Raw genomic sequence first — 25,348 nt, 5'->3', positions numbered from 1 at the left:
ATGCTCGTTGAGGCGTGCGATTCAGGAGGTTGAAGATGTTGCTTATCGAAATCAACAAGGACGATCTCGAGTTTGTGAGGACTTTGGCTGATGATCAACGACTGAAATACGACGTGATCAGAACCGACCGTTTCGACGGCACCGGTGTCGATCTCGTCAATGTTATCCTGCCGCTTTCGACCGCTGTGCTGACGAGCGTCACGACGATTATCGTTCAACTCATCCGGAACAGGCGACGCCCGAAACTCAAAGTCGACGGCGTCGAAGTGTCGGACGTATCGGAAGATACGATCAACACGGTCCTTTTGGCGCTCATAGAAAAGCGGAGCAAGCGGGAAGCAAAGAAGACGAAGAAGTCCTGAGATCGGGCCATGTCCGCCTTGCAGTCTTACCTGACCACCTCCCGGCGCCTTGTGCCGGAAGATGAATTGCACGCGATGGACCCTTACTATCAAACCCTATATCGGCGTGTGCAGGGCGAGATGCCGGGAGATCTTCCCGAGTTGAAGGTCGTCTACAGCACTGAAAGGTCATGCGAGATCGTCGAGGCGGACGACAGATGGTATCTCATCTACGACAGGTACCTGGGGGAGACCTTCAACCTGTTCACCAGGATCCTGTACCATGCCAAGGTTCCGGACTACGCTGAAGCCGCCGCTTTGAAGTGCATCGCTCAGCGTTTGCTCTCCAAAAATAAGCTCGCGGAAGCGCAGAATATCGCTCTTCTATATTCCCTTCTGCATCCGAAAGAACGTCTTACGAAGAACAGTTTCGGGACCGATCGGGCTGAGCTCACCGAGATGCAGGAACTCTTCGTGCTGGCGCACGAGATATGCCATCACAAGCTCAAACATGATCCGGCGTTCATGGCTGTTCACTTCGTGAACGCCGAGCTCATCTATCTCGAGGGCAGCGAGATTGCCACCCGAAAGCCCTCGTTCACGGAACGGCGGAAACTCGAAAAGGAATACGGCTTCCCCGTAAGCGACAGATTCTGGAAGCGTACCTACGAAGAGGGAAAGGCTCATTGGAGCAGAAACAAATCGAGGATAATAGAGGAAATCTTATGCGATAGTTTTGCTCTCGGCGTCATGCTCAACGCGCGCCTCGCGCAGGATCGAGACCGGTTCGCATCGCTATGCTTCAGAGCGGCCCTGCTCGCCACGCGTTACCGCCGTATTCTCGACTATTGCGACGCGCTGGCGGACGACATCGCGGCCGGTAGAGATCTGGTACCTGTCAACGTCTTGGCGCTCGCGATGATGATGCGGGAACAATGTCTGCGCGCGATTTTCCCAGCGGCTTACGCGAAGTATTCCGCGCCGGACTGGGGCGATGAAAACAAAAGATTCTTGCACATGCCGATCGGACCGCATCAAATCGTCGGACTTCCGTCCCAAATCGTGACCGAACTGAACGCCGCTCGTACCAAGGTAACCGACGACTTTTCCGATCTGGTCATATTTCGGCTTCCTGGGCTCATAAATTCCTTTCGCAAGGAACTAAACGTCCGTGACGTCGTGCCGATGAACAGAGAATTACCTTCCGACGATGAGATTTTCGAGATGGTCGAGCGGATAACCGCACCGAACATTTGAGGTCGTCCGCCTAGCGACTGCTGCTTAGCAAAGGATAAACGAGCGTTCGCATCGATAGCCCGCATCCGAACGACGTCCTACCGCCACATCGCGTTGAGAGGTTCGGCGAGACGGGCGCCCCCGTTGGCTAGTTGCTAACGCTTGATCTTGTCGTCCTCATTGGCATAGGCCTGCGCGTCGTCGAATTTCACCGACCAGTGGCTCCTTCGGACTTCCGACGCCGCCGACGCCGGTCACGCGCCGACAGATGCGAGCGGTTGGGCAACCGCGTCACCGCACTCCTGACCGTCGTCGACACAGCTCTCACGTTCTTCGGAGCGATCCGAAAACTCTGGGATTCGTTGCTCCCCAGTACGTGTTCTAAGACCTTTCGCCTGAACAAACTGGGAATGCACCCCCTAGCGTATCGCCTCATCGGTTGTATTCTGTCGCTGGCACTCGGGGGTAATAGGAATGGCTGAATTGCCAGAAGGCCGCTACGCGTTCCAGATCGCCTATGTCGGAGAAGATCCAGACGACCACTCAATAGATGCTGACGCACTCGGCGCCGCGCTCGCCGGCTATGCTCAGATTGTACGGGTCGCCAATAGAGAATTGAACAGAGATCGCGCCTTGGTCAGGCTCTTGGTATCTTCGAACTTTGAGCACAAGTGCTTCAATATTAACTTCGAGCTTATCCAAGCCACGCTCGACGCCTTCAAGTCATTTCTCGATGACAAAGACGCTGTCGCCAACGCCACCACAATCCTCACCAAAGTGGGCCTGATCGGGAGTATTGCAGGCACAGCCGTCGGCGGTGTCTTCGCGTACCTGAAATGGAAGAAGGGTCGCACAGTCGAGAAAGTTGAGAATAGCGGATCAAATACTGTCATCGTCCACGTCCACGGTGACAACAACACCGTCAATGTCGATAAGGACGTCTACCAGCTCGCCGAAAATCCGCAAATGGCTGCCGCTGTACGTGCTACTCTTGCTCCGGTCTCGCGTCACATCACTAAACGCATCGAGTTCAGGGAACGTGACCTGCCGGTAACAGTGCTCAATGACGATGATATTCATGATATAGAAGCGTCACTTTATAACACTACCCCGCTAGCTCTAACGTCAGCCGATCCCACTCTCACCGCGAAGATCGTAACCGCAACCTTATATGTCTACAGCCCAGTCTTTGATGTTAGAGCCCCCATGTGGCGCTTTCTGTATCGCAGCAAGCCCATCTACGTCGACATCTCACAAACGACCATTGCCAAGGAGGCAGTGAAGCGCGGCGGGGCATTCAAGAACGATCGATACCGCGTGAAGATGGAAATTGAGCCGCAACCAGGAAAGCCCGACGCCACACCTCATTATAAAATCGTTGAAGTAATGGAATTCACCACCGCGGATCAGCAGATTGCCATGCCGCTGAAAAAGCCGCGCAAGAAACGGGCAAAGAAAACCGCGTAATTTCGTCATCGCATGGTGGGGCGAGCGATATATCCATTGGCGGCCTCACATCTCGGGACGTTGAGGCTGCAAGGGAATATGTGGTGGTCGTGGATGTCCGCTATTGAGGTGCCGGCTCAACCGGTCGACGCAACACAGGCGTTAAATCTCTCCGCTGGTGTTTCAAATTGCAAGGTCTCACGTGGTCGTTCGTTTAGCTGACGAGCCACTTTGTTCAGATAGGCTTGCGAATGCACCGACAAGTCGGTGCCCTTCGGGAAGTACTGTCTCAGCAGGCCATTGGTATTCTCGTTCGACCCGCGCTGCCACGGGCTTTGCGGATCGCAAAAATAGACGTCGATGTTGGTCGCCAACGTAAAGCGACGATGATCCGTAAGTTCCTTGCCCCGATCCCAGGTCAGGGACTTATACAGCTCCTTTGGTAGCTTCTTCGCCTGCTTGATGAGCGCGGATACGACCGTCTGGGTGTCCTTGCCTGCCACCTTGGCCAACATCACGTAACGCGTATGACGCTCGACCAGGGTCGCGATGTAGCTGTTGTTCGGTCCGGACAACAGATCGCCTTCCCAATGGCCAGGCACCGCCCGATCTTCAACCGCCGCCGGTCGCTGGCTGATTGAGACGATATCCTTGATGTGCCCCCGTCTATCCCCATTTGGGTCAACCGGCCTGGAGCGACGCATCGAGCGCTTCGATCGAAGATGGCTAAGCAGCTCTTTCTTGAGCACGCCGCGTGCTTGGACAAACAAGCTGCGATAGATGGTCTCGTGTGACACCTGATTACACTCGTCTTCAGGATGCGTTCTCTTCAGCCAACCGGCTATCTGCTCGGGTGACCAATCCAATCTGAGCTTGCCTGCCACCGCCCGCCGAAGCCGCGGATTGGTCGCTAACTTACAACATTTTGGACGACGGGATCGCGCCCAGGCATTCTCGTCCGCAAGTGTCGCTCGGTAGCGATCATAGCCGCCATTGCGACCCATTTCCCGGCTCACCGTCGAGGGTGAGCGGCCAAGCAGTTTGGCGATCGACCGGGCCGATCGATGTGCCGTAACACCTCTGGAAATCACCTCGCGTTCCGCAAGCGTCAACGCCAACCTGGAGCGACGCCGCTCCGCAGGACGAATCCCACCATGCGGAGCCACCAGAAAATAGATCGACGATGACTGCTTACCAAAAGCTCGTCCAATCGCCTTCAGCGACTCCCCACGCTTCCAGCGATCCCATAATTCCGTCTTCTCCGCCGCAGTAAAACCTCTATGAAATCTCCGTTCCATCCCACACTCCATCTTTTCCCTCTAAGATAAAGTGTTGCGGCGACCGGTTGAGACCACCAGGCCAATGCGGAATGTCCTAAGGGAGCAATGAAGGTCCGCTAAGGGCCCGGACTTATGCACCGCAGCAACCAACATTGCTATAAGGATGTGTCGCCAGCTAGGATGGGAGCACAAACTGGGGGAGATGCAATGACTTCGTTTCGAAGGTTGGTGATGGGAATTGCCGAACTGATGGCGGTTCTTTCAATATTGTTCGGTACCCTTGCCGGAGGAATTTACGGCGCGTTTTACGGCGCGATTCTTTCGCCCATTTTCGGAGTTGCCAACGTTGACGTCAATTTGCAAGGCTTCGGCCACGTAGCGAATGCCGGATTCGTGTTCGGGACTATCGTCGGCGTAGTCCTGGGATTTGTTCTTTCGTCATCAGTGGCGGGCTGCATCTTCTTCTTTGCCCAAATTGAACGAAACACCCGCAGTCTCTTGGAGAGAGAGCACTTCGACGAGCCAACACAATATCGGACCGCCCCCCGCTTCTAGGCGCTAAGATGTTGCTGCTTTGGTCGGCGCTTGCGACTCCATACCGTATTTGGGTCAAACGCCGACCATTCACTCAATATCGACCTTGACCAGATCACACGGGCTGATCCAGTTCCGGTGGGGTTGATCAGGAAAGTGCCGAGCTTTTTGTCCGGCTCGAAAGTCCCAAGAGGAGGCTGGCTAAGCCTCTGCAAAACTCGTTGAGCTTCTTTGGGAAGACCGGCTCAAACATGTCCATCTTTGCCATTTCAGTTTACGGCCGCCCTTCCTGGACCAACAGGAGGCCAGATGGACATCGATCGCAGGAAGGTATTGGCCGGTTCATTTTGTCTGGCTTTAGAAAGTTGGACAGGAAACACTGTTGTTGATCTCCGGCCCGGCATAGTTGCGAGCATGGAGACGACCCCGTGGCATCCCTTGACCCGGTCACTCCTCGATCGTGCCCAGCGAGCGAATGCGGCCGACGGACGGGCTAACACAGCCAGCATCGAACGCACCATCCGTGACGTCGCAAGGGTGCGGGGTTGCGCCAACCCTCCCGTTATAAAATGGCGGACTGATCCATTCGAAGCCTATGCTTATCTCAGTCAGCTCGGTCTCGACGAGCTACTCCAGATGAACAATGCGCAGTTATGGTGCCGTGCTGGGCCGAAGGTCGAGCTCGACGACGATCGCTTAAATTCAGCAGCCGTCCTTGGCGGAGTGATTGGTGATACCATGAGGTCTTCGGACCATGACCGTCTCCTGATGGCGCCAAAGCTGTTTGCAAAGGCTCGGGCTGGGGCTGAAAACGCATCGGCAGAAGCAGTTTTCAAGGTCAGAGCCGTCGCGGCTCAGGTCGGCTGGTTGGAAACCTGCTTGCCGGTAGTTGCGGCCCAAGCCGTCATCGACATCGAGCTGCTTCTGTCCTCCGGCGCTTCCAAGGAGTCGATACATCATCAGTTGCGGGTATTTGAAGCCTACGAGCTCGGATTACTCGCTACGTGGGAGACGCCCGGGGCCATCGTCTGCGTGGCCAAACGTGATCTGCCAAATACTGCGTAGTGTGAGACGGCAGTGATGACATGCTGGGCCTTCCGGCCATCCGTTTGTCTAACCAAATTGGAAGATCAAAAACGTCAGCAGCTTTGGCTATCTTTATTTCAATTTTTACCTTCTTGGCTGACCATATCCCCAGCCATTGCAATTCTCGCCCAGAACAGGCTTGGGAAGGCGCCACGTAGACAGCGACGTGGCTCGATGCGGAACGCACCACAGCATTTCTATTATTCATGGAGGCCGAAGGTGGATATTTCACGCCGTCAGGCGCTTGCTGCTATGGGAAGCTTGGGGGCTAGCATTGGACTATCGGGATGCAGCATCCCAATCACCCCATTCTGTCCGACGGATCCTACGATTAGCGATCCTAGCACCCCGCTGACGATCGACGTTCATGCGCACGTCTTCAATGGATCAGACCTGCAAATCGAAGGTTTTCTCACTCGGATATTGATGCGCGACGATCCAGAGACCTATCAGGAGGCCGCGGAGCTACTTGCTGAGCTCGGACGCAACTTTGCGCCAAGTGCCGCGCAGGAGTTAGCTGAACTCCAGAGGATCGATGCTGTACTCAGGTCGTGCACCGGCAATAGCGTGATACAGGTCTTAGAGGATGAAAGGGATGCGGGATATCGGCGTGCCAGAAGTGAGCTAAAAGCTGCACTGCGGAACGTTCTGAGCAGAAAGAGGCGCTTTGCAAAAAGCCCTCTGGAGCGGCAAATCGAAAACCTTCCGGAATCCTATTTGGGCTATAGGAAGCTAGCTTCGATTAAACGCTTCAACACGAAGAAGGTTACTGCGGACGGAGCGGTCGAGTTCTTGATACGAAACTTTCAATTTCGCTACGTGAATGTCTACCAATATCTGCTCGACTATTCGCGAGGTCGAACGCGGAAAGTGGATCTGCTCGTCACCCATCTTGTCGACTACGACTGGCCTATTGGCGGTGGCAACCCAACTGCGACAAGCTTGAGCGATCAAGTTCGGGTAATGGAGCGAATCTCGCAAGTAACCGGCGGTCGCGTGCTGTGTTTCGCGCCCTACGATCCCTTCAAGGAAATTGCAGGCGGGTCGTCACTGGCCTTCGTTACCGACGCCATCATGAATCATGGCTTTGTTGGCGTAAAGCTCTATCCGCCGATGGGATTTGCACCACTCGGCAATGCAGCATTCCCCGATAGCTTTTGGGACGACAGCGCACTGCCGCCAACTTTCCCCCGGACTCGGCTTGGAGCAAATCTAGATCGGGCGCTTTTAGCACTATACACATGGTGCCAGACCAATGGCGTACCGATCATGGCACATACAAACGCCAGCAACGGTCCCGCTCCGAAGTATGACCGGCTAACCTACGCAAAATACTGGGCTGACGTCTTAAGCGCCTTCCCCAAGCTGAGGGTTGATTTCGGTCATTTCGGAGTAACCAGTCTTGACAGCACGACGCAACCCGACGCCCTTGCGGATTTGATGCCGAACGGAGAGTACCTATACGCAGACTCGGGCTATTTCTCGGAGGTATTGTCAGAACAGGCTAGGCTACAAGGGTACCTAGCTGCCCGCATGCGACGGACGGCCAATCGCGGCTCGGCCGCCGTAGCACAACGGCTCATGTACGGGACGGACTGGGAAATGGTCGTACTCGAAGGGTCCATGTCCGACGAGTATCTTGCGCGATTCGAAGCGATGTATCGCGTGTTGGATCGCGACAAATCTTTGGGAGCTGACGGCACGCTTAGCAGCCGCTTTTTCGGGATAAACGCGGCAAAGTTTCTCGGGTTGGGCGTCGGCCAACCCAACAGAGCGCGGTTAGATCAGTACTACAGCCTCAGTTCGAAGCCAGCTTGGATGGCGAAGCTCGATAGTATACCTGCGATAATCAGCTAACCGTCGCCGCGGATATCTAGTCGATTTCGCGGAGATGAACCTAGTTGGGCGACGGCGAAAACCCCCGTCGCCCAGTCTATGGATCATGCAGCCTTGCGTACTTTCCCGATGCCGCCCGTCTTAGCTGCCTGGCTGAACAACTCGTCCAGCTCCCCGGCTCGCACTGCAGCGATGAGGGTATCGATCACGGTCGGAAGCTTGTCTTTGGACGGGACCGCGATGCCGGCCTTACCCTTCTCGAACTCGATCGGCTTGGCCCCGAACTTGATGGACATCACCACCTGACCCGACGGGTCGGTCTTCCACCATGGCCGGACGGCTTGCTGCTTGGTGGTGGCCTGACGCTCGCCGTTAACCTTTGTCCATCGCTGAACGGTTCGGACGTGGTTGGGATCGTTCAGGAGCAGCTTCTGCTCTTCCAACTTGTTGATGAATTTGGTCCGGCGCTGCTGAACCGGATCGTTGGTGGACTTGGGCAGAGCGGTAAACGAGAGTGACTTCAGGACTGGCATCGAGATTCTCCATTATTGGATAAAACCTCGCGGATCCTATCCACGTGGACGACACTGTACATGCCAAGTTCGCGGCACCCTGTTCAGGTTGGACCCCCAAACAGCTTTTAAGTCCATCGCCCTCGCCAATACTTGCGAGGGCCTGCTTTATAACTATTCCGCAGCCGCGGCGGGATTGAGAGCGCTTTGCAAGCTTGAAATGATCTCAAAGGCTATTTCACGCGCCATGAGCGGTGGAACAGCATTTCCTATCTGCCGAAATGCGGGGTTCATCGTGCCCGCGAAAACGAAGCCGTCCGGGAATGACTGCAGCCGAGCGGCTTCGCGAACTGTGATTACCCGCGCTTGGTCGCTGTCGTAGTGAATGTGCGTATAGGTATCCTTGCCGATATGCGCCGTGAGAGTCCGAACAGGACCATTCGCCCGCAACTTCCACCACCTGTTAGGAAATTTGCTCGGGTCGTATGGCGGCACCATCGAATCGCGAAGGGATCGCCACTCCGCAGTTTCGGGTGAAAGTTTGCGACGGCTTGCGGCGGCCTTGAACAGCTTCAGTGCAACAAGGTGGGCCTGCGGATATTCATCGCCGGGCGCCATCGCCTTGAAAATCCTTGAGTCGCGCGGCAGATAGCGCAGCACGTGATCATAGACCGCCTCGCCGGCCTTGAAGCCGGGCCACGATCGCATGAGTTGGGCGTAGGAAGGGAGGTTGTCCCAGGCCGTTCTGCGGTAGTATGCCGCCTCGGTAAAACGCCTCGCTCCTCGCTTTAGTGTGCCTTCGAGGTGGGTCGTGACCGGCGGCAGGTCGCTGATCGCTTCGCGGGCAGTCACCGCATGCGGAAGCCCTTTGTGGCCCGTATCCGGTTTAACGAACGCGTATCCCTCCGACAAGTTGATCAGCTTCAAGGAGACAGCGCGGGTCCCCGCGTATCCTCGCGGAAGATCGCAGTGGTGCGTTGCCCGAGGAAAGTTAACGACCGCTCCCAGCTCCTTGCGATATGCGATCATGTAGACCCGATCTCGCATCTGGGGCACGCCGTGATGCGCGGAGTTGATTAGGGAATACGCGGCGTCGTATCCCATATCATTAAGTGCCTCCACGATCTCCTCCACGACGTTGTGACCGCCATAGTTGAGAACGTCAGGCACGTTCTCGAATAGGATCGCGAGTGGTTGCAGCCGATCAACGTAGTGGAGGTACCGCAGATACAGATTCCCCCTAGGATCAACTTTGAACGCGCGTGGGTGATCTGCTATCTCGCGTAGTTTCGCTCGGCCGACCCGGGCATACGCTTGGCAGGGCGGTCCGCCTATGATGATATCGATCGCCTCTGAGGTCGGACCCAGCCCGAATTCTCCGACGAGTTCTTCGGGTTCAAGCAGCGCCACGTCGCGGGGTATTGCATGCAGGTCAATGACATCCTTTGGCGCGTCCCTGAAGAAATTGATCGCGTGCGAGCGGGCAGCCAGTTTGTCGATTTCGAGCGACGCGGCAATGTCGCAGCCGGCTGCATGGAAGCCGAGGCTCAGGCCGCCACAACCCGCGAACAGGTCGAGGACCCGCGGGCGCGCCTGTGAATTGCGGAGACGGGCCAATTTGGCGGCGACGCCGTCGCGTGATTTCATCGACGAAAAAGTCCATGGTAGGAGTTGAGCGCCGCCGCAACTTACCAGGTTCGACGGACATTGCCAGGTTCGCCTGAGCAGAAATACCGGAGAGAGTGCAGTGGCGGACGCGGGAAGGTCGATCTCTTTCGACGCCCTTGGAGGGGCTGATCTGCATGTTGACGCGGTGTATGAGGGCGGTCGCTCCGGCAACGCGGGCGATGACCCGTTCCCTCGTCTACTGCGGGTGTCCAACCAGGGCGGATTCAGGTACCGCGGCTCTCTTGCCGCCCTTGAAATGGTAGTTCTGACTTCCTCGATGAGCGACGCCAACTGGCCTGACGAGCTTGATCGGGAAACCGGCTCCTTCACGTATTACGGCGACAATAAGCAGCCCGGCCGTGCCCTTCATGCGACGCCACGGAATGGCAACGAACTCCTTCGTCGTATCTTTGCCGCAGCCCACGAGGGCGTAACCGGCCGGCGCAGCATTCCGCCGATCTTCGTATTCGGCAACACCGGGCAGTGGCGGGACGTGATGTTCCTCGGGCTCGCGGTTCCGGGTACTTCGGAGCAACAGGTCGCGGAGGATCTGGTCGCGATCTGGCGGACTGCGGACGGCATGCGCTTTCAGAATTACCGCGCACGCTTCACCATCCTGAATGCGCCCGTTGTTGAACGTTCCTGGATCGAAGAAGTAATTGCAGGGACGCCCCACACGCAACGCGCACCGCAGGCATGGACCGACTGGGTGGAGGGGGGCCGGTATCAACCGCTCAAATCCACCCGCTCGATCGAGTACAGGACCAAAATCGAGCAACTCCCCTCTGGCGCAGAAGACCTTGCCATCATTTGCGAGGTCCACCAATTCTTTGGTGAACGTCCACACGATTTTGAGAAATGCGCTGCCGCGCTTGCGAGGCTGATGCTGCCTGACATCGGAGAGCTCGACCTAACCCGCCCGTCACGGGATGGCGGTCGTGACGCAATCGGCAAGCTGCGTCTTGGTCACGGGATCGCATCCATCCTCGTTGACTTCGCGCTAGAAGCAAAGTGCTACGCGCTCGACAACAGCGTCGGCGTGCGGGAGATGTCGCGCCTCATCTCGCGGCTGCGCCACCGGCAGTTCGGAATACTCGTCACCACGAGTTACGTCGATCTACAGGCGTATCGCGAGATCAAGGAGGATCAACATCCGATCATCGTGATCTCGGCGCGTGATATTGCCGGCCTCCTGAGGCGGCACGGACATGCGGACGCTAGCGCGGTGAGGGCTTGGCTTGAACGCGAGTTTTCCGCGCCCACCGTCGCGCCTTAGCCAGACTATCGCTCCGACCGAGAGTTCTTGGCGGTCCAAGTTCTTTCGCGAGGCGCCCAGCCAAGGACGCAAGGTCGCCCAGCTCGCACTCCCAGACGGCGACCACTCGCCAACCCGCCACTTCAAGTTCTTGTTCCGTTCTTTGGTCCCGCGCTACGTTACCCGCGAATTTGCGCTGCCAAAAATCCGCACGGGTCTTGGGGACATAAGCCAATCCGCAGTCGTGCCGGTGCCAAAAGCAGCCGTGGACAAAGAGAGCGACGTGCCTTCTGCGGAAGACGACATCCGGCTTGCCCGGAAGGTCCCGGGCATGGAGCCGAAAACGGTAGCCCATCGCGTGCAGGAGCCTGCGAACGGTCATTTCCGGTCCCGTGTCCCGGCCTCGGATACGGCTCATGAGGGCGCTCCGCTTGGCCCGGCTCATGATGTCGGACCGCACATCCGGCTCGCAAGCGCGCTCAACCGCTGGTAAGTTGCCGGTTCGTTGTTCCCGTGGGGCTCTCATAGAAATTCCCGTGCCGACGCGTGCCGTACCCCCATCTGCCGCCGCCCTAGTCGGCTCCCTTCGGGGGGTCGGCTATTCGCTTGAGACAGCAATCGCCGACATTCTCGACAACAGCATAGCGGCCGGCGCCAAGAGTATCGAGATTCAATGGGAATGGAACGAGGGAGAGCCGGTCGGATGGATCCTCGACGACGGGGTCGGCATGGATGCCGGTCGCCTGGTCGAAGCCATGCGCTTCGGCGGCATCGGGCCGGAAGCCGAGCGGACGGCTGAGGACCTCGGCAGGTTCGGACTCGGCCTCAAGACCGCATCACTGTCGCAGTGCCGGCAGCTGGCCGTGGTCTCAAAAACCTCCTCGGGTCTCGCGTCATTCACCTGGGACCTTGACCAGCTTCGCAAGAAGGGTGGCGGATGGGATCTGATCGACGGCGATGCGGGCCTTTCTGATGAAATACGCGATCAATTGAAGTCGAAAAAGTCAGGCACGCTCGTAGTGTGGCGCAAGGTCGACTTCGGGCGAACCACCGATCGGCCGAGCTATGAGTCGTTTCTCGCCGATCTTCAGCGCGTCGATGCTCACCTTGGCATGGTGTTCCACCGCTTTCTTGCGGGCGACGCCCGGGCGCTCAGGATTACGCTCAACGGCAGTCGGGTGAAAGCATGGGATCCCTTCCTGGAGAACGATGAATCGATCATTCGAAATCCGGAGCAGCACATTCAAGGACCTAGTGGCAGGGTTCGGGTGCGCGGCTTCGTATTGCCGCACCGGGACCGGTTCCGCAACGAGCTCGAATTCGAGAAGGCCGGTGGCCCCGACGGATGGACGGCCCAGCAGGGCTTCTACGTCTACCGGCACAAGCGCCTGCTCTCGGCGGGAGGCTGGCTCGGACTTGGTGGGAGCCGGGCGTGGACCCGCGACGAAACGAGCCGGTTGGCCCGCATACGCATCGATATTCCCAACACGGCAGACCACGACTGGCGCATCGACGTTCGGAAGGCGATAGCTCGTCCGCCGGATGCGATCCGCAAGGCGCTCCAGAGAATAGCCGAAGATGTTCGTCGCAAGGCGCGGGAGGTTTTCGTCCACCGCGGACAATACGGCAGTCGGCAGAAGGCGACCAGTGTATCGCGAATATGGCAGGTGAATGCTGAGGGCGCGAAGCGTCGATACACCGTCCGGCGGGACCACGAACTGATCGAACTGCTCAAGGAGCGTATGGACAAGACAGGTTTCGAGCTATTCGAGGGACTGCTCGATCTTATCGAGAGAACCGTACCTGTCGATCGCGTATGGCTCGACGTAACCGAGCATGGCGTACCCGACGACGAGGTGAACAGCTCGGAGCTCGTGACCACTGCGCTCTCCATGGCGAGAATGATGGAGCGAGCAGGTCTCACTCCCCACGAAGCTGCGGCACGGCTGGCAACGATGGACCCGTTCGACAAGGTCGATAATATCGAAGAACAACTGATACGGAAGCTGCAGGGGGCGAAGCGATGAGTTCAGTCCAGGACGCGATCGGCTCGATGGCCCTCATGATGCTTCGGCAGCGTCATTCCGATGCTGCGGTCGGAAGAGAGGAAATCGAGAAAGCGATCGGCGATTGTGCGCAGCTCCTTGCGCGGGACATGTCGGCTGAGCAGCACGCGGCGATCGTGCAGGAGCTGGAAACGAGGCTCATCGTCAAGGTTGGTCGGCCGACAAGACTCGTTGATGAGCGAGGCCATGTTCCCTGGTATTTCGGGGATCGAAAGGAAGGTCGCAGGTTCTTCAAGCGCTACGGCGACTTCCTGCTGCAGGATCAGGGCTGGCCTCCGGCGGCTATCGAAGCAATCGACCTTTCCACCGATCTGATCATGGAGCAAATGGAGGACCCGAACCGTGACGGCCCCTGGGATCGTCGCGGGCTCGTCGTCGGTCATGTCCAGTTCGGAAAGACCGCCAACTATGCGGGACTGGCGGGCAAGGCGGCAGATGCCGGGTATAAGCTGATAATCATACTTGCGGGCATGCACAACGCGCTCAGACAACAGACGCAGCGTCGCATGGACCGCGACTTTCTTGGCTACAACACCACTCCCGCAAGCGGGGGCGCCGGCTTCACGCGGATCGGTGTCGGTGAGCTCGATCGCAGTATTCATGCCGAGCACCTCACCACCCAGGCTGCGAACGGGGATTTCAATCGCGCATTCGCCGACAATCTTGGGATCGGCGTGCAGCAGAGACCGGTGCTTCTGGTCATCAAGAAGAACGCTCGCATCCTCGAAAATCTGAATAATTGGGTCAATGAGGTCCTGGCCCCGCGGGGTGATACAGAGGCGCGTCCGCTTCTGGTCATCGACGACGAGGCCGATCAGGCCTCGGTCGACACGGGCGAGCAGCGATTTGACGAGGACGGACCCGATCCTGACTATGAGCCGAAGCGCATCAACGGGCAGATACGACGCCTGCTCTCGGCGTTCTCTCGCTCTGCATACGTCGCATACACCGCGACCCCGTTCGCTAACGTGCTCATTCACGATGCAGCGGCAACGGAAGAGTACGGCGACGATGTATTCCCGCGAAGCTTCATCATGAACCTTCCGTCGCCGTCAAACTACGTCGGACCGGGCCTACTGTTCGGAATCAACGGCGTCGGCGCTGACACAGCGCAGGAGCCGCTCGATGTCACGCGAGATGTCGATCAGGACGGAGAGGCGTGGATCGCTATCGACCACAAAAATGGGTTCGCACCTCGGTACGAGGGAGAGGACAGCATTCCTCCGTCGCTTGAAGATGCCATACTGAGCTTTGTGCTCGCATGCGCGGCCCGCGCCGCGCGTGGCCAGCGCAACGTCCACAACTCGATGCTGATCCACGTCTCTCGCTACAAGGACGTGCATCAGGCTGTCTTTCGGCAGGTCGACGAATGGGTCGCCGATCTCAAACGAAGGCTCAAGTATGGATCGAAGACGAGGGATTCGATCCTCGATCGACTGCGCGAACTCTGGGAGCAGGATTTCGTGCCGACATCGGCGACGATCAGAGCAACGGAAATCGGAGCGACGCTTCCCGTAACCGATTGGTCTGCCGTCGAGCGCGAACTTTCCACCGCCGCCGACAAAATCAAGCCGCAGGTCGTCAACAGTGAAATTCGTGATGCGCTCGACTATGACGGCAATGCCGCGCAAGGCCTAAACGTTATCGCGATCGGCGGCGACAAGCTATCGCGCGGGCTGACGCTGGAGGGATTGACGGCCAGCTACTTTCTGCGACCGTCAAGAATGTACGACAGTCTTATGCAGATGGGCCGTTGGTTCGGGTACCGGCCTGGCTACGTCGATCTGTGTAGGCTGTACATGACGCCTGACCTGCAGCTGTGGTTCCGACATGTGGCAACCTCGGCAGAAGAGCTGCGGGAGCGCCTCGATCACATGGCCATGATCGGGGCAACTCCCGAGCAATATGGTCTCCGGATTCAGTCCCATGACATCCTACTTGTGACCGCCCCAAACAAGATGCGTCACTCGCGGGAATTTCAGGTCTCATTTCAGGGTGAAGCAAAGATACAGACGGTCCTCTTTAACGATCAATCGAGAAACCAGCAAAACGCTGCGACCATCACGAACTTTCTGGATAGGATCGGACCACCTTCTGAGCCTGCGACGCAAACGGGATTCAAGTCGCTTGAGGGACGCCGCCTGTGGAAAGGTGTAGCCGGTGCCGAAGTAGCGACCCTGCTCGGCTCGTTGCTTTTTCCGGACGAGGCGCGTGACGTGAATGCCGCCCGTCTCAGCGCGTATGTTCGCGAGCAGTTGGGTGCCGGGGAGTTGACCGACTGGACGATTGCGGTTCTCGGCGGTAGCGGCGAGCGCCGCACGATAAATGAATGGACCTTCAAGACGATCGAACGCAATCCCTTGCCACGTGGCGAAGCATCCGGCCGGTATGTCGTGAAAACGATACTCTCGCCGCGGGATGAGGCGATCGACCTTGTTCAATCCGAATTTGATCGTGCGCTTGCCGCGACGAACAGAAAGCGCGCGGCAGCCGGCAAAGACGAAGCAACCACGCCTGATGGGCCTGAAATACGGAGGGTCCGCGGCGAGAACCCAAAAAGAGCGCTTCTCCTGCTCTATCCGCTCTCGCCCGCGAAGGCGGAGCTGCACGACATCGACGTACCGATCTTTGGGATTGTCGTGAGCTTCCCCGACTCCCGGAGCGGCCGATCGATTCGATATCGGTTCAATACCGTCGAACAGCGACTTGAACCGGTATGACTGCTCTTCGGGACGAACTCGTATCGAAATGGGCTGAGGCTGCGCGCGCGAGACCGAGTGATCGCGAATGGAGAGCGGTTGCGCTTTCGGTACCTGGAACAGTGCGCTTTCTCGCGGGCATACGAGAGCCGGACGGCCGAATTGCGCTCCTCATTGAAGCACCCCTGAGCGCGGCGCCGACCACGCTGTTGAGAATAGGCGCGGAGGGCGTAAGTCTCAGCGACCGACGGGACGCTGCTCAAGGCGTCGTGCGCGTCGCGGTCACGCTTGAGCGCGAGCCGCTGCGCGATGTCTTTGAAGTGCTTGCAGCCGATCTTGTGGACGTCGTCCGGCAAGCCGCGACTCCGGCTCAGGCCCTCACGATTTGCGTTTCGCGGCTGGAGGCTTGGCAGGCCTTCCTGCGCTCCGGCCGGCGAGGCCTCTCAAGAGCGGAACAGATCGGGCTGCTCGGGGAACTCACCGTGCTGGAGCTTCTCGCGGGCGAGATCGGCCATGAAGCGGCTGTGGAGGCTTGGTTCGGTCCCCTGGACGGCATTCACGATTTCAGCAGATTAGGGATCGGGATCGAAGTCAAAGCGGTTGCCGGCGGGGGAAACCTCGTGCGCATATCGCGCCTGGACCAGCTTGACAGGAGGGGACTCTCATCTCTTGTCATTGCACGGCTCCGGTTCCAGGAAGCGTCGGATGGACGTACCGTTCTTGCGGCCGTTCGCGACATTCGCGAGGCCATCGAACGATCGGCGCCCGGCGCGAGGCGACCGTTCGATGATCGGCTGCTGCGGGCGGGACTGCTTGAGGGTGAACCGAAGGTATCTCCGGGACTCGCGTTCGTCCTTCAGGACAAGTACGGCTTTGAGGTGCGGGAGGACTTTCCGCGTTTGACCGGCCTCTCGGTGCCACAGGAAATTGTGGATGCGTCGTACTCTCTGGACGAAAGACTACTTGGCGACTTCCTGATCGGGGCGGATGGTCTAACTCGATCTCTTAGAATGATGGGTGGGGCCTCATGAGTGATGAAGCTATGGAAGCCTTCGCCCGTGAACTTGCGGGCGAGGTCGACGAAGCGATCCAGTCAAGCAACGGCAGCATCTATAGCGAGGAAGAGTTCACCCGCATTGTCCTCGATCGCCTCGGCGACGAAGGAGCGATCGAGAACCCTACACTCCTGTGGCAGGAGGGCAACTTTGCGCGAGCCAAGTACAAGATCACCGGCTACTCCATCCCCGATGACGAGGAACGTCTCATACTCGTGACGACGATTCACACGGGAGAGGTGCCGCCGCGGGCCTTGGATCGCGACGAAATCCTGAGCGCCCTTCAGCAGGCGATGAAATTCTACGAATGCAGCTGCAAGGGACTTCATACGAAGATCGAACCGTCGAATACCGACGCAAGCGAGCTGGCTCGGCACATATACGAAGCCCGCGAGCATATCGGTGTCCTGCGGGTAGTCCTTCTATCAGACGGACTCACGGGCCTCAGATCGATCGATCTCAAGAAGGCTTTTGATGGGACGCGTGTCATTGTCGATCTATTCGGCATCGAACGGCTCCAGCGTATTCTCGGACAGGGACTGCGCCGAGACGACATTGTGGTCGATTTCTGCGCCGAACGCGGTGGCCCGCTCCCTTGTCTCAAGGCGTCATCGGAAACTGCCGACTATGACGCCTATCTGGCCTCCATACCGGGCGTGCTGCTCGCGGATATCTACGAGAAGTACGGCACTCGATTGCTCGAGCTGAACGTGCGAGCGTTTCTTGGCCTGCGCGGTCGCAAAAGCGTCAACGCGGGGCTTCGAACGACAATCCGCGATCTCCCTCACCGTTTCCTCGCTTACAACAACGGCATTGTCGCAACCGTTGATGCGATGGACGTCGAGGATACCGGGAATGGGCAGTTCAGGATCAAGTCGATACGGGGCCTGCAGATAGTCAATGGCGGTCAAACCACCGCCAGCCTGCATCGAGCCAAGCGACAGGACGGTGCTAGGCTCGATGCCATCTTCGTGCCCGCGAAGATCATCTGCGTCGGCGGAGCGGACCTTGATGAGATGGTCGCCGCGGTCTCGAAATCTGCCAACAGCCAGAATACGGTACAGCCCGCAGACTTTTCTGCAAACGACCCGTTCCACGTCACCGTTGAAAAGCTTGCCAACAATACCTGGCTGGACGGCAAGGGCCGCTGGTTCTATGAGCGCGCCCGCGGAAGCTACGGGGCAGCAGAGTTGAAGGCGTCTTTCGCCGCGGGCCAGAAGCGACGGTTTGCACAGGAGACCCCAAAGGAACGCAGGTTCTCGAAGACCGATCTGGCGAAATACCTGAATGCCTGGGAGGGACAGGCCCACCAGGTGAGCTTTGGCAATCAGAAGAATTTTCAGTTCTTCATGCAGGCCCTGAAGGACGAGCACCCGGATGGGTTTGAACCTGATACGGCGTGGTTCAAGGCATTCGTTGCGAAGGCGATCCTCTTCCGAGTCACTCTATCGATTGTACGGGCAAAGAAGTTTGCCGCCTTTCAAGCCAACATTGTCGCGTACACCATTGCGTGCCTTTCCTGGGCGTGCGGCGGACGTATTGATTTCGACATGATCTGGGCGCGCCAGGACATATCGCCTGAGCTGCACAAGCTTCTAGAGGGCTGGGTGGGGAAGATCGACAAGGCGCTTCGAAGGACTGCGGGCAATCGCATGGTGAGCGAGTGGGCGAAGAAGACTGAGTGCCGCGACGGACTTCGTGAATTGTCGTTCGATCTGCCGGATAAGCTTCCGCCCGAACTCTCCGCCACGGCAATCTCTGCCGGCCGCGGCTCAAGCCGCTCCAAGGTCCGGAACGAAGAGATCAGGCTCTAAATCAACGGGGGCCCAATAGCGAAAGCCGGTTGAACAGTTCGACGTATGAGTGAACATCGCGCAAGGCGACAAAGCGAGTTGCCGGCTGCGAATTGTGACGGGAAGGTCTGGCTATGCTTGCTCGGAGTGCGATTAAGACTGGTAACTTTATGTTGGCAACAAGTGAGGGAAGCTTTAGGCCGTCGACTTACGACTTACGAATAGACTGCGTGATCGACTCCGCAGGCACCATTTATTATGACAACTACATATTGAAGCCACAAGAAGTCGCGTGGGTAGTCTCAAAAGAGATGCTCCAACTTCCGAACCACGTAACTGCTACAGCACATATTAAGACAAGCTTGTGTAACGACGGTATCCTCGCGCTAAACACCGGAATCGTTGATCCCGGGTGGGAAGGACCACTATCTACCCCTCTCCTAAACTTTGGAAAAACGTCTCATGTCCTGAGGAGCGGCGACCAATTCCTCAGACTATTGTTCCATAGTCATGCGGCCGAAGAGGCTGAACCCCTTAAGACTAGTCGGCCCAAATATGTAGCCGACAAGCAAGATAAGGCGGTACGTTTCTTCGGAGATAAGTTCTTAGACGCCAATGCCATCTTGAAGGAAGCGCTCAATGCCAACATATTCAAATACGCCAGCGTCATTGGAGTGGGCGCGGGCATCTTCGTGGCGATTGTCGCCGCAGTGTTGACCCTCGGAGCAATCTTTATCAACTCGAACGCGTTCTACGGACCTGGCTATTATTCTTCGTACTTTGGCAAGTCCATTGAAGTTGCTGATCAGCAAAGAGAGTTTAAGAAGCGCATCGAGGAGCTCGAAGCTGTTGTAAAAAACTTGAGCCTTAAAAAATGATGAAGTTTCGGAATCTTGACGCCGCATACGAGGCGTTGATGGCAGCCGCGCTAAATTCAGCAGTCATGGCGTCTCCGCGCGGTCTTGCAACACGTGAGCTTTCGAACGTCTTTTTGACAATAGAGAACCCTCGTGAGCGCTTCATTACGAACCCGGCGCGAAAATGGAGCCTGCCATTGGCCTTTGGTGAGCTGGCATGGCATCTTTCCGGCTCCCAAGATGTTGAAGCTCTGGCTTCTTATGCGAAGATTTGGCGACGGTTCTCGACGGGGGCGACGGTTGATGGCAGCTGTTACGGGCACAGAATCTTCAGAAAAACGCGGATTGGTAAAACTCAGTGGGAGATATGCCGAGACGCCCTAGTTGCTGATGGGTTCAGTAGGCGGGCCGTTATCCAATTGTACGATCCGGAGCAAAATTTTCCAAGCTCTCCGGATGTAAGCTGTGCCCTTAATATTCAGTTTATTGCGCGCCACGGCTTATTGGACGCGACCGTGTTCATGCGTAGCAACGATGTTTATTTTGGCTTTCCCTACGACGTTTTCCTTTACAGCAACCTACAGGAGCTAATGGCCGTCGAATTAGGCCTTAAATTGGGCGCCTATCACCATTTCGTCACGTCCCTTCACCTCTATGAGAAGGATGCGGCGAGGGCAGAGGATCTGCTCAGAAATCGAACTTTAAGTGGCGAGTTTTCCGATTTGCCGCTCTTACGAAGCGATGAGTCCGAAAAATTCTGCCAAGCAGAAGCAAGCATTCGGTCAGGTGGTAAGGAGCACGCGAGTATTTTGTTTGTGGATGAATTTTGGAGGCAGAAATGTTTGCTGTTGGTAGAAGCACGACAAGGTGGACCAACTGGAAGCTTTTATTCCGACCTTATGCATCGCTAGAGGGTCTACTTCCATCATGTTCCAGCGATCGATACTCGCGATCGACCATATGCAGGGACATTGGGCATCAGGAGTTCAATCGGTGGAGTGAGGCACAGTAGCGTGCTTCACTTTCTGCAGGCATCAGTTTCGCTTTGGGCCGTCAAGTTGTTAACTGATGATGGAATTACCCTTCTATAATCAGACCGTCCAAGCCATTGGACTTCCAACCAGTATTTTTCAGTCGGCATGTACGACCACTGCTGACTGATTATAGTCCTGCGTCCTATTGCCGATAAATAATGGGTTTGGAGGACGTGATGGGACTGGGAAAACAAGCGAAAACGTTGAGCAGGGGTCAGGTCGAGGCTGTCCTAGGCTACTTGGCCAAGACTCGATGGCCCACGAGAAACAGGGTCATCTTCCTGCTTTCGGCAAAGGCCGGCCTTAGGGCCAAGGAGATCGCCAGCCTAACTTGGCGCATGGTCACTGATGCACGAGGTCAAATCGGGCAAGCCATCCACTTGGCAGATACAGCCAGCAAGGGCCAGTCGGGTCGGGTCATACCCATGAATTACGAGCTTCGGACCGCACTCGCCGCCTACGCCAAAACGACCATCATAGCCAGCGGCAACTACCTGATCGAGAGCGAGCGTTCCAACAGGATGTCGGCCCAAGCTATCGTGAATTTGTTCTGGCGGTGGTACCAGCACATCGGCTTCGACGGTTGCTCCAGTCACAGTGGTCGGCGCACCTTTATTACCAACACCGCACGCAAGATATCGACGGTCGGTGGCTCGCTCCGCGACGTGCAAATGCTTGCAGGGCACTCAAACCTCCGAACAACTCAGCGATACATCGAGCCCAACCCGGATGCGCAGAAAAAGATTGTGGAGCTGGTCTAATAAAGACCTCCGCTTGGGATCGCCTTCACATGCGCGCTGAGCCCGGCGCGCACTGATCCGAGAGCGATCGACCGGAGTCCACTCAGCCTTCAGGAGCGGACATCTCGTCCACCGGCTGGCATTTCAGCTAAGGGCCAATCGCGTCGGTTTGACTGCGTATCTCCCTCTTCCGGTCTACCCCAGTCAACGGACGGCCTCAGATCCGCCCGGCAGTTCCGTTTCGTGCAAACAGACGACATAGGTTTGCATAGACAAATGAAAGGCCGCCCAACGGAAGACCGCTTAGAGGTGGCGCCAAGGCGGCTCAGTTACGTGGTCGGCACTATGCCATTATCCGATCCAGTCAGTTCTCAGTACTCCGGAATCCCCGCATCTCGGAGCGCTGCTTGGATACGGTCGCGAATTTCTACCGACTTTATCGGAAACATGTAATGCGCATGCGACGCTCTGAACCCCGGCTGGAACTTGAGCAGGCGCTCTGCGGCCTCCCGAGCCTCACTAACGCGCCCAGCCCGAAGAGCGTTTGCGGCGAATGCTGCCAACGAGTGAGCATCAGGTACGATCTGCACCGCCTTCTGCGATGCTATGTACCCGGCTGAGTATCCCTCAGTGCTGAAGTGAGCCCAACCTGTCATATAGGAAGCGGCATGTATCAAAGGATCGCGAGGACTAAGCCGGGCCATTTGCTCAAAACTTTGGATTGCCTGCTGCGGCATTTCGCACATGACAGAAACCGCACCGCGACTGTACCAAACCGGAGCTAAGTTGCAGTTTAGTTCAACAGCCTCATCTACCAGCGAAAGGCCCAGATCGTGTTGCTGTCCGAAATACGTAAATACGTGACCAGCCCGAGCCTTTACAAAAGCATCGTCCTCCCCCAGCGCTCTCGCCTTCTCGGCAAATCGGAGTGATTCATCGATACGAGAGACTGATGATCTTTCGCCGGTGTAAGCCTGATAAACCAAATTGCTCCACGCCACCATTATGTGCGCCGCCGCATAAGTTTCATCAAGCTCCGCAGCGCTCTTAAACGCTTCGTAGGCATGTTGAATGTTGGATGCGGTTCTTCTTTGATAACTTAGAGCCATGCCTCTCAGAAACAAGTCATAGCTATCGAGCCGTTCAGTTTGCTTCCGGCTTGCTCGTTCAATTTCCGCTTGCTCCATCTTTGGAGCAATGGATGCAACGACCTTATGAGTTACTTCATCTTGGAGCTCGAAAACGTCAGCCAAGAAACCATCGAACTTATCTGCCCAAAGATGTGCGCCGGTTGAAGCGTCAATAAGCTGTCCCGTTATGCGAACTCGCTCTCCCGACTTTCGAACACTGCCTTCTAGAACGTAACGCACTCCTAAGTCTCGACCTACTCTCTTAATATCAACCGCGGTGCCCTTGTACGTAAAGCTAGAGTTTCGAGCGATAACGAATAGCGATTTAAAGCGAGACAGCTCGGTGATGATATCCTCGACCATGCCGTCTGCAAAGTACTCCTGCTCGGGATCGCCGGACATGTTTTGGAAGGGCAGGACAGCAATGGAGGGCTTGGCGGGAAATACGCCCGCTTCTGACATGATATGACCAAGCAGCCGAACCCGCCACGCCTGCATAGGCTCAGCAATGTTCTTCAGGTGCTGCTGTCCCATATCATCGCAGACAATGTCCACCTTGCCCCGGACCTGCCGGTAGGCATCATTGGACATGCAAACCCCGCCCGGTTCAGCAATGCCTTCAAGGCGGGCGGCAACATTCACGCCGTCGCCGAAGATGTCGTTGTCGTCTATGATGATGTCGCCGATGTGGACGCCGATGCGAAACTCGATCCGAGTGTCCTGGGCTACACCTTCGTTCTGCACCGTGATGCCACGTTGAACTTCGACAGCGCAGCGCACTGCATCCACTGCGCTCGCGAACTCGACCAACATTCCGTCACCCGTGGTCTTGACGATCCGCCCGCGATTGTTGGCGATAGTGGGGTCAACGAGTGTCTTCCTGACAGCTTTGAGCCGCGCCAGCGTGCCTTCCTCATCCACGCCCATGAGACGGCTATAACCGGCGACATCCGCCGCCAGCACCGCTGCCAGTCGCCGTTCCACGCGTTCGGCGGTCAAAGAATGCCCCTAAATGGTGGGTCCTCAACCATGAAAGCATAGCAGGTCGCTGCAGGACTAGGAAAGGCTTCCGGAGTGGGTCATTCGCGTCGATTTTGCCCATGTCCGCGTTAGGTCCGCTTATCCCCCGATAGCGACTGAACAACGGAAATTGCGAGATGCCTCAAATGGGCCATAAGCGGACGTAGGGCCGGCCCTCCGGAGAAGGCCAGCCCGCTGTTCGTCACATTTAGAAATCCGCCTATGCGGCAGTCTTGATAAGTCCAAGCTGTGTCAAGGCCGCCACACCATCGTCGAGACCGATCTCCTCGACAATCTTGCCATCCTTGAGCTTCAGGACGGTCGTACCGGTGAACTTCATCTTGCGCCCCGTGTTGGCAGGCAGTGATCCTGCCAAAAAGTCGCCGAAGGCGGGGCCAGTGTGCGTGCCACCACCTTCCCAGCGTCCAACGACGTAATCGCCTTCCGCGATCAGGTCAGCGGCACCCCAGAAGTTGAGGTCCGGAAACGCCTTTCGAAAGTCGGTCATGAAGGCTTTAATGTCGTCGCGCCCGCGACGTGGCTCGTGCAGCGAGTACTGCAACAGCATGTCCGGCGCTGCGAGTTCATCGACGATATTCAGGTTGCAGGCCTCGCCCCAAAAATCGGCAAACCAGCGACCTACGATCGCCTTGTTCTCAGTTTCCTTCGACATGTAGCTAACTCCTGTATTGCTGTGTTCAGTTTGAGTGGACGCCTTGGAAACGGGATCTGGTCCGGCTTGGACCATGCCGTCATGGCGGATGTGCAGCCCAGAGTGCGGATCAATCGCCAGCCTCTCGAATAGCTCTCGCAGTTCTGGTCGGAGACCGTCCCCACAAAGAGCTGCTATCGAATGAAATTTGTGCATGTCGTGCTCCTATCTGCGCGTTGTCACGATAGGATTTCACGCAGATCGATCCACCCGATTTCCGACCGACTGCTACGCCGACACAGGTCGCCTTTTGGTCATTTGCGGAAGACGGGCGACAGCTCGGATGACGTTAGATCGTAGCCAGTGAGCAGACATCGATAGAGTTGGGGGCGAAACCCATTCAGTCATCGGCGCGCAACTAGCGAGGCCCGGGGGGGGTAGCCGACTTAGGATCCCCCTCAAGGAGAACGCCCACGACCAAGAGTGCGCTGAGACTCTTGAAAAGCTACTCTTGGCTTGTTCGCCGAGATCGAACCATTGAAAATAAAGACTTGGCACCCATCCGCATTGCGCTCCAAACCACCCTAAATACTCAACATCTCAGTATCGGCGCACTCATCACAGCGCCCCACGCCCTTCCGAATAGGTGAGTACGCGTGGAAATCCCGGTGGCCTGAGACACCGGTCGGAGCATCCCGGTCGCCCGACCCGGATGGAATTTCCTGGACAATAAACGACCAAAGCAGGCACGGTCGCTAAACAAAGCCTGACAAGAGACGGAAAAGCTTTTGACCGTCAAGGGTGGCAAGATCGGCGGATCGGTCTTGCCGAGACCCTGCGCAGACAAGCAGAAGATAACGGGGCTCACCGCACTGCCGGTCTCGACCATGATTTGGTTCTTCTGATCCGATGGTACCGAAAGCCGTAATACGCACGGATCATTTTGCTGGGATAGCAAAGTGATGTCCTCAGCCGCAACCGCACAGATGGTTTATCGGTTGGGCTGAGTAATTTCCGAACTCGTTTGAAAAGGCCTGATGGCGCCCGAAGGGCGATTACCCGAACGAAGTGAGGGTGAGTAAGCAGTACAAAATGCCCGCCGTTCACC

The 25,348-nt window shown here is 57.0% G+C and carries 20 protein-coding genes; 14 read left to right on the top strand and 6 right to left on the bottom strand.

All coding sequences use genetic code 11. The features are described 5' to 3' along the window. Positions 1 to 35 precede the first annotated feature (35 nt). From ACPPVP_RS01110 to ACPPVP_RS01100, 3 genes are all read left to right on the top strand, one after another. Positions 36 to 362, top strand: coding sequence for a hypothetical protein (locus ACPPVP_RS01110; RefSeq protein ID WP_426530486.1), 327 nt, complete (start codon positions 36 to 38; stop codon positions 360 to 362). Positions 363 to 371: 9 nt separating this feature from the next. Continuing rightward, positions 372 to 1,598 (top strand): hypothetical protein, encoded by a 1,227-nt coding sequence (locus ACPPVP_RS01105; RefSeq protein WP_426530484.1) that lies wholly within the window; start codon positions 372 to 374, stop codon positions 1,596 to 1,598. A 453-nt stretch (positions 1,599 to 2,051) separates the two neighbouring features. Further along, a complete protein-coding gene (locus tag ACPPVP_RS01100) occupies positions 2,052 to 3,044 on the top strand; it encodes a hypothetical protein (protein ID WP_426530482.1) in 993 nt (330 codons plus the stop codon). 116 nt (positions 3,045 to 3,160) lie between these two features. Here ACPPVP_RS01100 and ACPPVP_RS01095 read toward each other — a convergent pair whose 3' ends face one another. Beyond that, positions 3,161 to 4,321, bottom strand: a complete 1,161-nt coding sequence (locus tag ACPPVP_RS01095; RefSeq protein WP_426526839.1) for an IS30 family transposase — start codon at positions 4,319 to 4,321, stop codon at positions 3,161 to 3,163. Positions 4,322 to 4,510: 189 nt separating this feature from the next. On the opposite strand from ACPPVP_RS01095, the gene ACPPVP_RS01090 reads away from it, so the two are divergent. The 3 genes from ACPPVP_RS01090 (at position 4,511) to ACPPVP_RS01080 (ending at position 7,780) form a co-directional block, all read left to right on the top strand. Next, on the top strand, positions 4,511 to 4,858 hold the full coding sequence (locus ACPPVP_RS01090; protein ID WP_426530480.1) for a hypothetical protein: 348 nt from the start codon (positions 4,511 to 4,513) through the stop codon (positions 4,856 to 4,858). 288 nt (positions 4,859 to 5,146) lie between these two features. Then, a complete protein-coding gene (locus ACPPVP_RS01085) occupies positions 5,147 to 5,902 on the top strand; it encodes a hypothetical protein (RefSeq protein ID WP_426530478.1) in 756 nt (251 codons plus the stop codon). 240 nt (positions 5,903 to 6,142) lie between these two features. After that, the gene (locus ACPPVP_RS01080; protein WP_426530476.1) at positions 6,143 to 7,780 is read left to right on the top strand and encodes an amidohydrolase family protein; all 1,638 of its coding nucleotides are present in this window, start codon (positions 6,143 to 6,145) and stop codon (positions 7,778 to 7,780) included. 83 nt (positions 7,781 to 7,863) lie between these two features. Here the strand turns inward: ACPPVP_RS01080 and ACPPVP_RS01075 are convergent, their stop codons facing one another. Together ACPPVP_RS01075 and ACPPVP_RS01070 are read right to left on the bottom strand one after the other, a co-directional pair. Continuing rightward, entirely contained in the window at positions 7,864 to 8,292 is a 429-nt protein-coding gene (locus tag ACPPVP_RS01075) for a DUF6641 family protein (RefSeq protein WP_426530474.1), read from the bottom strand. Between the two features lie 153 nt (positions 8,293 to 8,445). Next, positions 8,446 to 9,918, bottom strand: coding sequence for a DNA cytosine methyltransferase (locus ACPPVP_RS01070; protein ID WP_426530472.1), 1,473 nt, complete (start codon positions 9,916 to 9,918; stop codon positions 8,446 to 8,448). Between the two features lie 100 nt (positions 9,919 to 10,018). On the opposite strand from ACPPVP_RS01070, the gene ACPPVP_RS01065 reads away from it, so the two are divergent. Continuing rightward, a complete protein-coding gene (locus ACPPVP_RS01065; RefSeq protein ID WP_426530470.1) occupies positions 10,019 to 11,215 on the top strand; it encodes a restriction endonuclease in 1,197 nt (398 codons plus the stop codon). Here ACPPVP_RS01065 and ACPPVP_RS01060 read toward each other — a convergent pair. Next, entirely contained in the window at positions 11,157 to 11,612 is a 456-nt protein-coding gene (locus ACPPVP_RS01060; RefSeq protein ID WP_426530468.1) for a very short patch repair endonuclease, read from the bottom strand. The genes ACPPVP_RS01065 and ACPPVP_RS01060 overlap by 59 nt on opposite strands. Positions 11,613 to 11,730: 118 nt before the next feature. Here ACPPVP_RS01060 and ACPPVP_RS01055 point away from each other — a divergent pair, with 118 nt between their 5' ends. The 7 genes from ACPPVP_RS01055 to ACPPVP_RS01025 all read left to right on the top strand — a co-directional run bounded on the left by ACPPVP_RS01055 (position 11,731) and on the right by ACPPVP_RS01025 (position 21,459). Next, the gene (locus tag ACPPVP_RS01055) at positions 11,731 to 13,221 is read left to right on the top strand and encodes an ATP-binding protein (protein ID WP_426530466.1); all 1,491 of its coding nucleotides are present in this window, start codon (positions 11,731 to 11,733) and stop codon (positions 13,219 to 13,221) included. Next, positions 13,218 to 15,980 carry a Z1 domain-containing protein gene (locus ACPPVP_RS01050; RefSeq protein WP_426530464.1) on the top strand — a complete coding sequence of 921 codons (2,763 nt, stop codon included), beginning with the start codon at positions 13,218 to 13,220 and terminating at the stop codon, positions 15,978 to 15,980. The genes ACPPVP_RS01055 and ACPPVP_RS01050 overlap by 4 nt, the downstream gene beginning before the upstream one ends. After that, the gene (locus ACPPVP_RS01045) at positions 15,977 to 16,990 is read left to right on the top strand and encodes a PD-(D/E)XK motif protein (RefSeq protein WP_426530462.1); all 1,014 of its coding nucleotides are present in this window, start codon (positions 15,977 to 15,979) and stop codon (positions 16,988 to 16,990) included. The genes ACPPVP_RS01050 and ACPPVP_RS01045 overlap by 4 nt, the downstream gene beginning before the upstream one ends. Next, positions 16,987 to 18,828: an AIPR family protein gene (locus ACPPVP_RS01040; protein ID WP_426530460.1), complete on the top strand. Its 1,842-nt coding sequence runs from the start codon at positions 16,987 to 16,989 to the stop codon at positions 18,826 to 18,828. The genes ACPPVP_RS01045 and ACPPVP_RS01040 overlap by 4 nt, the downstream gene beginning before the upstream one ends. Before the next feature lie 209 nt (positions 18,829 to 19,037). Continuing rightward, positions 19,038 to 19,685 (top strand): dCTP deaminase domain-containing protein, encoded by a 648-nt coding sequence (locus ACPPVP_RS01035; protein ID WP_426530458.1) that lies wholly within the window; start codon positions 19,038 to 19,040, stop codon positions 19,683 to 19,685. Next, a complete protein-coding gene (locus tag ACPPVP_RS01030) occupies positions 19,682 to 20,575 on the top strand; it encodes a thymidylate synthase (protein WP_426530456.1) in 894 nt (297 codons plus the stop codon). Before ACPPVP_RS01035 ends, ACPPVP_RS01030 begins: the two co-directional genes overlap by 4 nt. A gap of 299 nt (positions 20,576 to 20,874) precedes the next feature. Beyond that, positions 20,875 to 21,459 carry a tyrosine-type recombinase/integrase gene (locus ACPPVP_RS01025; protein WP_426530454.1) on the top strand — a complete coding sequence of 195 codons (585 nt, stop codon included), beginning with the start codon at positions 20,875 to 20,877 and terminating at the stop codon, positions 21,457 to 21,459. A gap of 350 nt (positions 21,460 to 21,809) precedes the next feature. Here the strand turns inward: ACPPVP_RS01025 and ACPPVP_RS01020 are convergent, their stop codons facing one another. Together ACPPVP_RS01020 and ACPPVP_RS01015 are read right to left on the bottom strand one after the other, a co-directional pair. After that, on the bottom strand, positions 21,810 to 23,567 hold the full coding sequence (locus ACPPVP_RS01020; protein WP_426530452.1) for an adenylate/guanylate cyclase domain-containing protein: 1,758 nt from the start codon (positions 23,565 to 23,567) through the stop codon (positions 21,810 to 21,812). Positions 23,568 to 23,808: 241 nt separating this feature from the next. Further along, entirely contained in the window at positions 23,809 to 24,261 is a 453-nt protein-coding gene (locus tag ACPPVP_RS01015) for an ester cyclase (protein ID WP_426538379.1), read from the bottom strand. Between the last annotated feature and the right edge of the window lie 1,087 nt (positions 24,262 to 25,348).

This window comes from Bradyrhizobium sp. McL0615 (assembly GCF_049993905.1).
Classification (GTDB): Bacteria; Pseudomonadota; Alphaproteobacteria; order Rhizobiales; family Xanthobacteraceae; genus Bradyrhizobium.
The sequence above is the reverse complement of the archived record's forward strand: the minus strand, read 5'-3'. Positions and strand labels throughout refer to the sequence as shown.

Coding starts and splice junctions, on each gene's coding strand:
- ACPPVP_RS01060 (WP_426530468.1), bottom strand. CDS start 11,612: ATGAGCCGTATCCGAGGCCGGGACACGGGACCGGAAATGACCGTTCGC.
- ACPPVP_RS01040 (WP_426530460.1), top strand. CDS start 16,987: ATGAGTGATGAAGCTATGGAAGCCTTCGCCCGTGAACTTGCGGGCGAG.
- ACPPVP_RS01100 (WP_426530482.1), top strand. CDS start 2,052: ATGGCTGAATTGCCAGAAGGCCGCTACGCGTTCCAGATCGCCTATGTC.
- ACPPVP_RS01095 (WP_426526839.1), bottom strand. CDS start 4,321: ATGGAACGGAGATTTCATAGAGGTTTTACTGCGGCGGAGAAGACGGAA.
- ACPPVP_RS01070 (WP_426530472.1), bottom strand. CDS start 9,918: ATGAAATCACGCGACGGCGTCGCCGCCAAATTGGCCCGTCTCCGCAAT.
- ACPPVP_RS01025 (WP_426530454.1), top strand. CDS start 20,875: ATGGGACTGGGAAAACAAGCGAAAACGTTGAGCAGGGGTCAGGTCGAG.
- ACPPVP_RS01110 (WP_426530486.1), top strand. CDS start 36: ATGTTGCTTATCGAAATCAACAAGGACGATCTCGAGTTTGTGAGGACT.
- ACPPVP_RS01090 (WP_426530480.1), top strand. CDS start 4,511: ATGACTTCGTTTCGAAGGTTGGTGATGGGAATTGCCGAACTGATGGCG.
- ACPPVP_RS01050 (WP_426530464.1), top strand. CDS start 13,218: ATGAGTTCAGTCCAGGACGCGATCGGCTCGATGGCCCTCATGATGCTT.
- ACPPVP_RS01105 (WP_426530484.1), top strand. CDS start 372: ATGTCCGCCTTGCAGTCTTACCTGACCACCTCCCGGCGCCTTGTGCCG.
- ACPPVP_RS01085 (WP_426530478.1), top strand. CDS start 5,147: ATGGACATCGATCGCAGGAAGGTATTGGCCGGTTCATTTTGTCTGGCT.
- ACPPVP_RS01030 (WP_426530456.1), top strand. CDS start 19,682: ATGATGAAGTTTCGGAATCTTGACGCCGCATACGAGGCGTTGATGGCA.
- ACPPVP_RS01045 (WP_426530462.1), top strand. CDS start 15,977: ATGACTGCTCTTCGGGACGAACTCGTATCGAAATGGGCTGAGGCTGCG.
- ACPPVP_RS01075 (WP_426530474.1), bottom strand. CDS start 8,292: ATGCCAGTCCTGAAGTCACTCTCGTTTACCGCTCTGCCCAAGTCCACC.
- ACPPVP_RS01015 (WP_426538379.1), bottom strand. CDS start 24,261: ATGTCGAAGGAAACTGAGAACAAGGCGATCGTAGGTCGCTGGTTTGCC.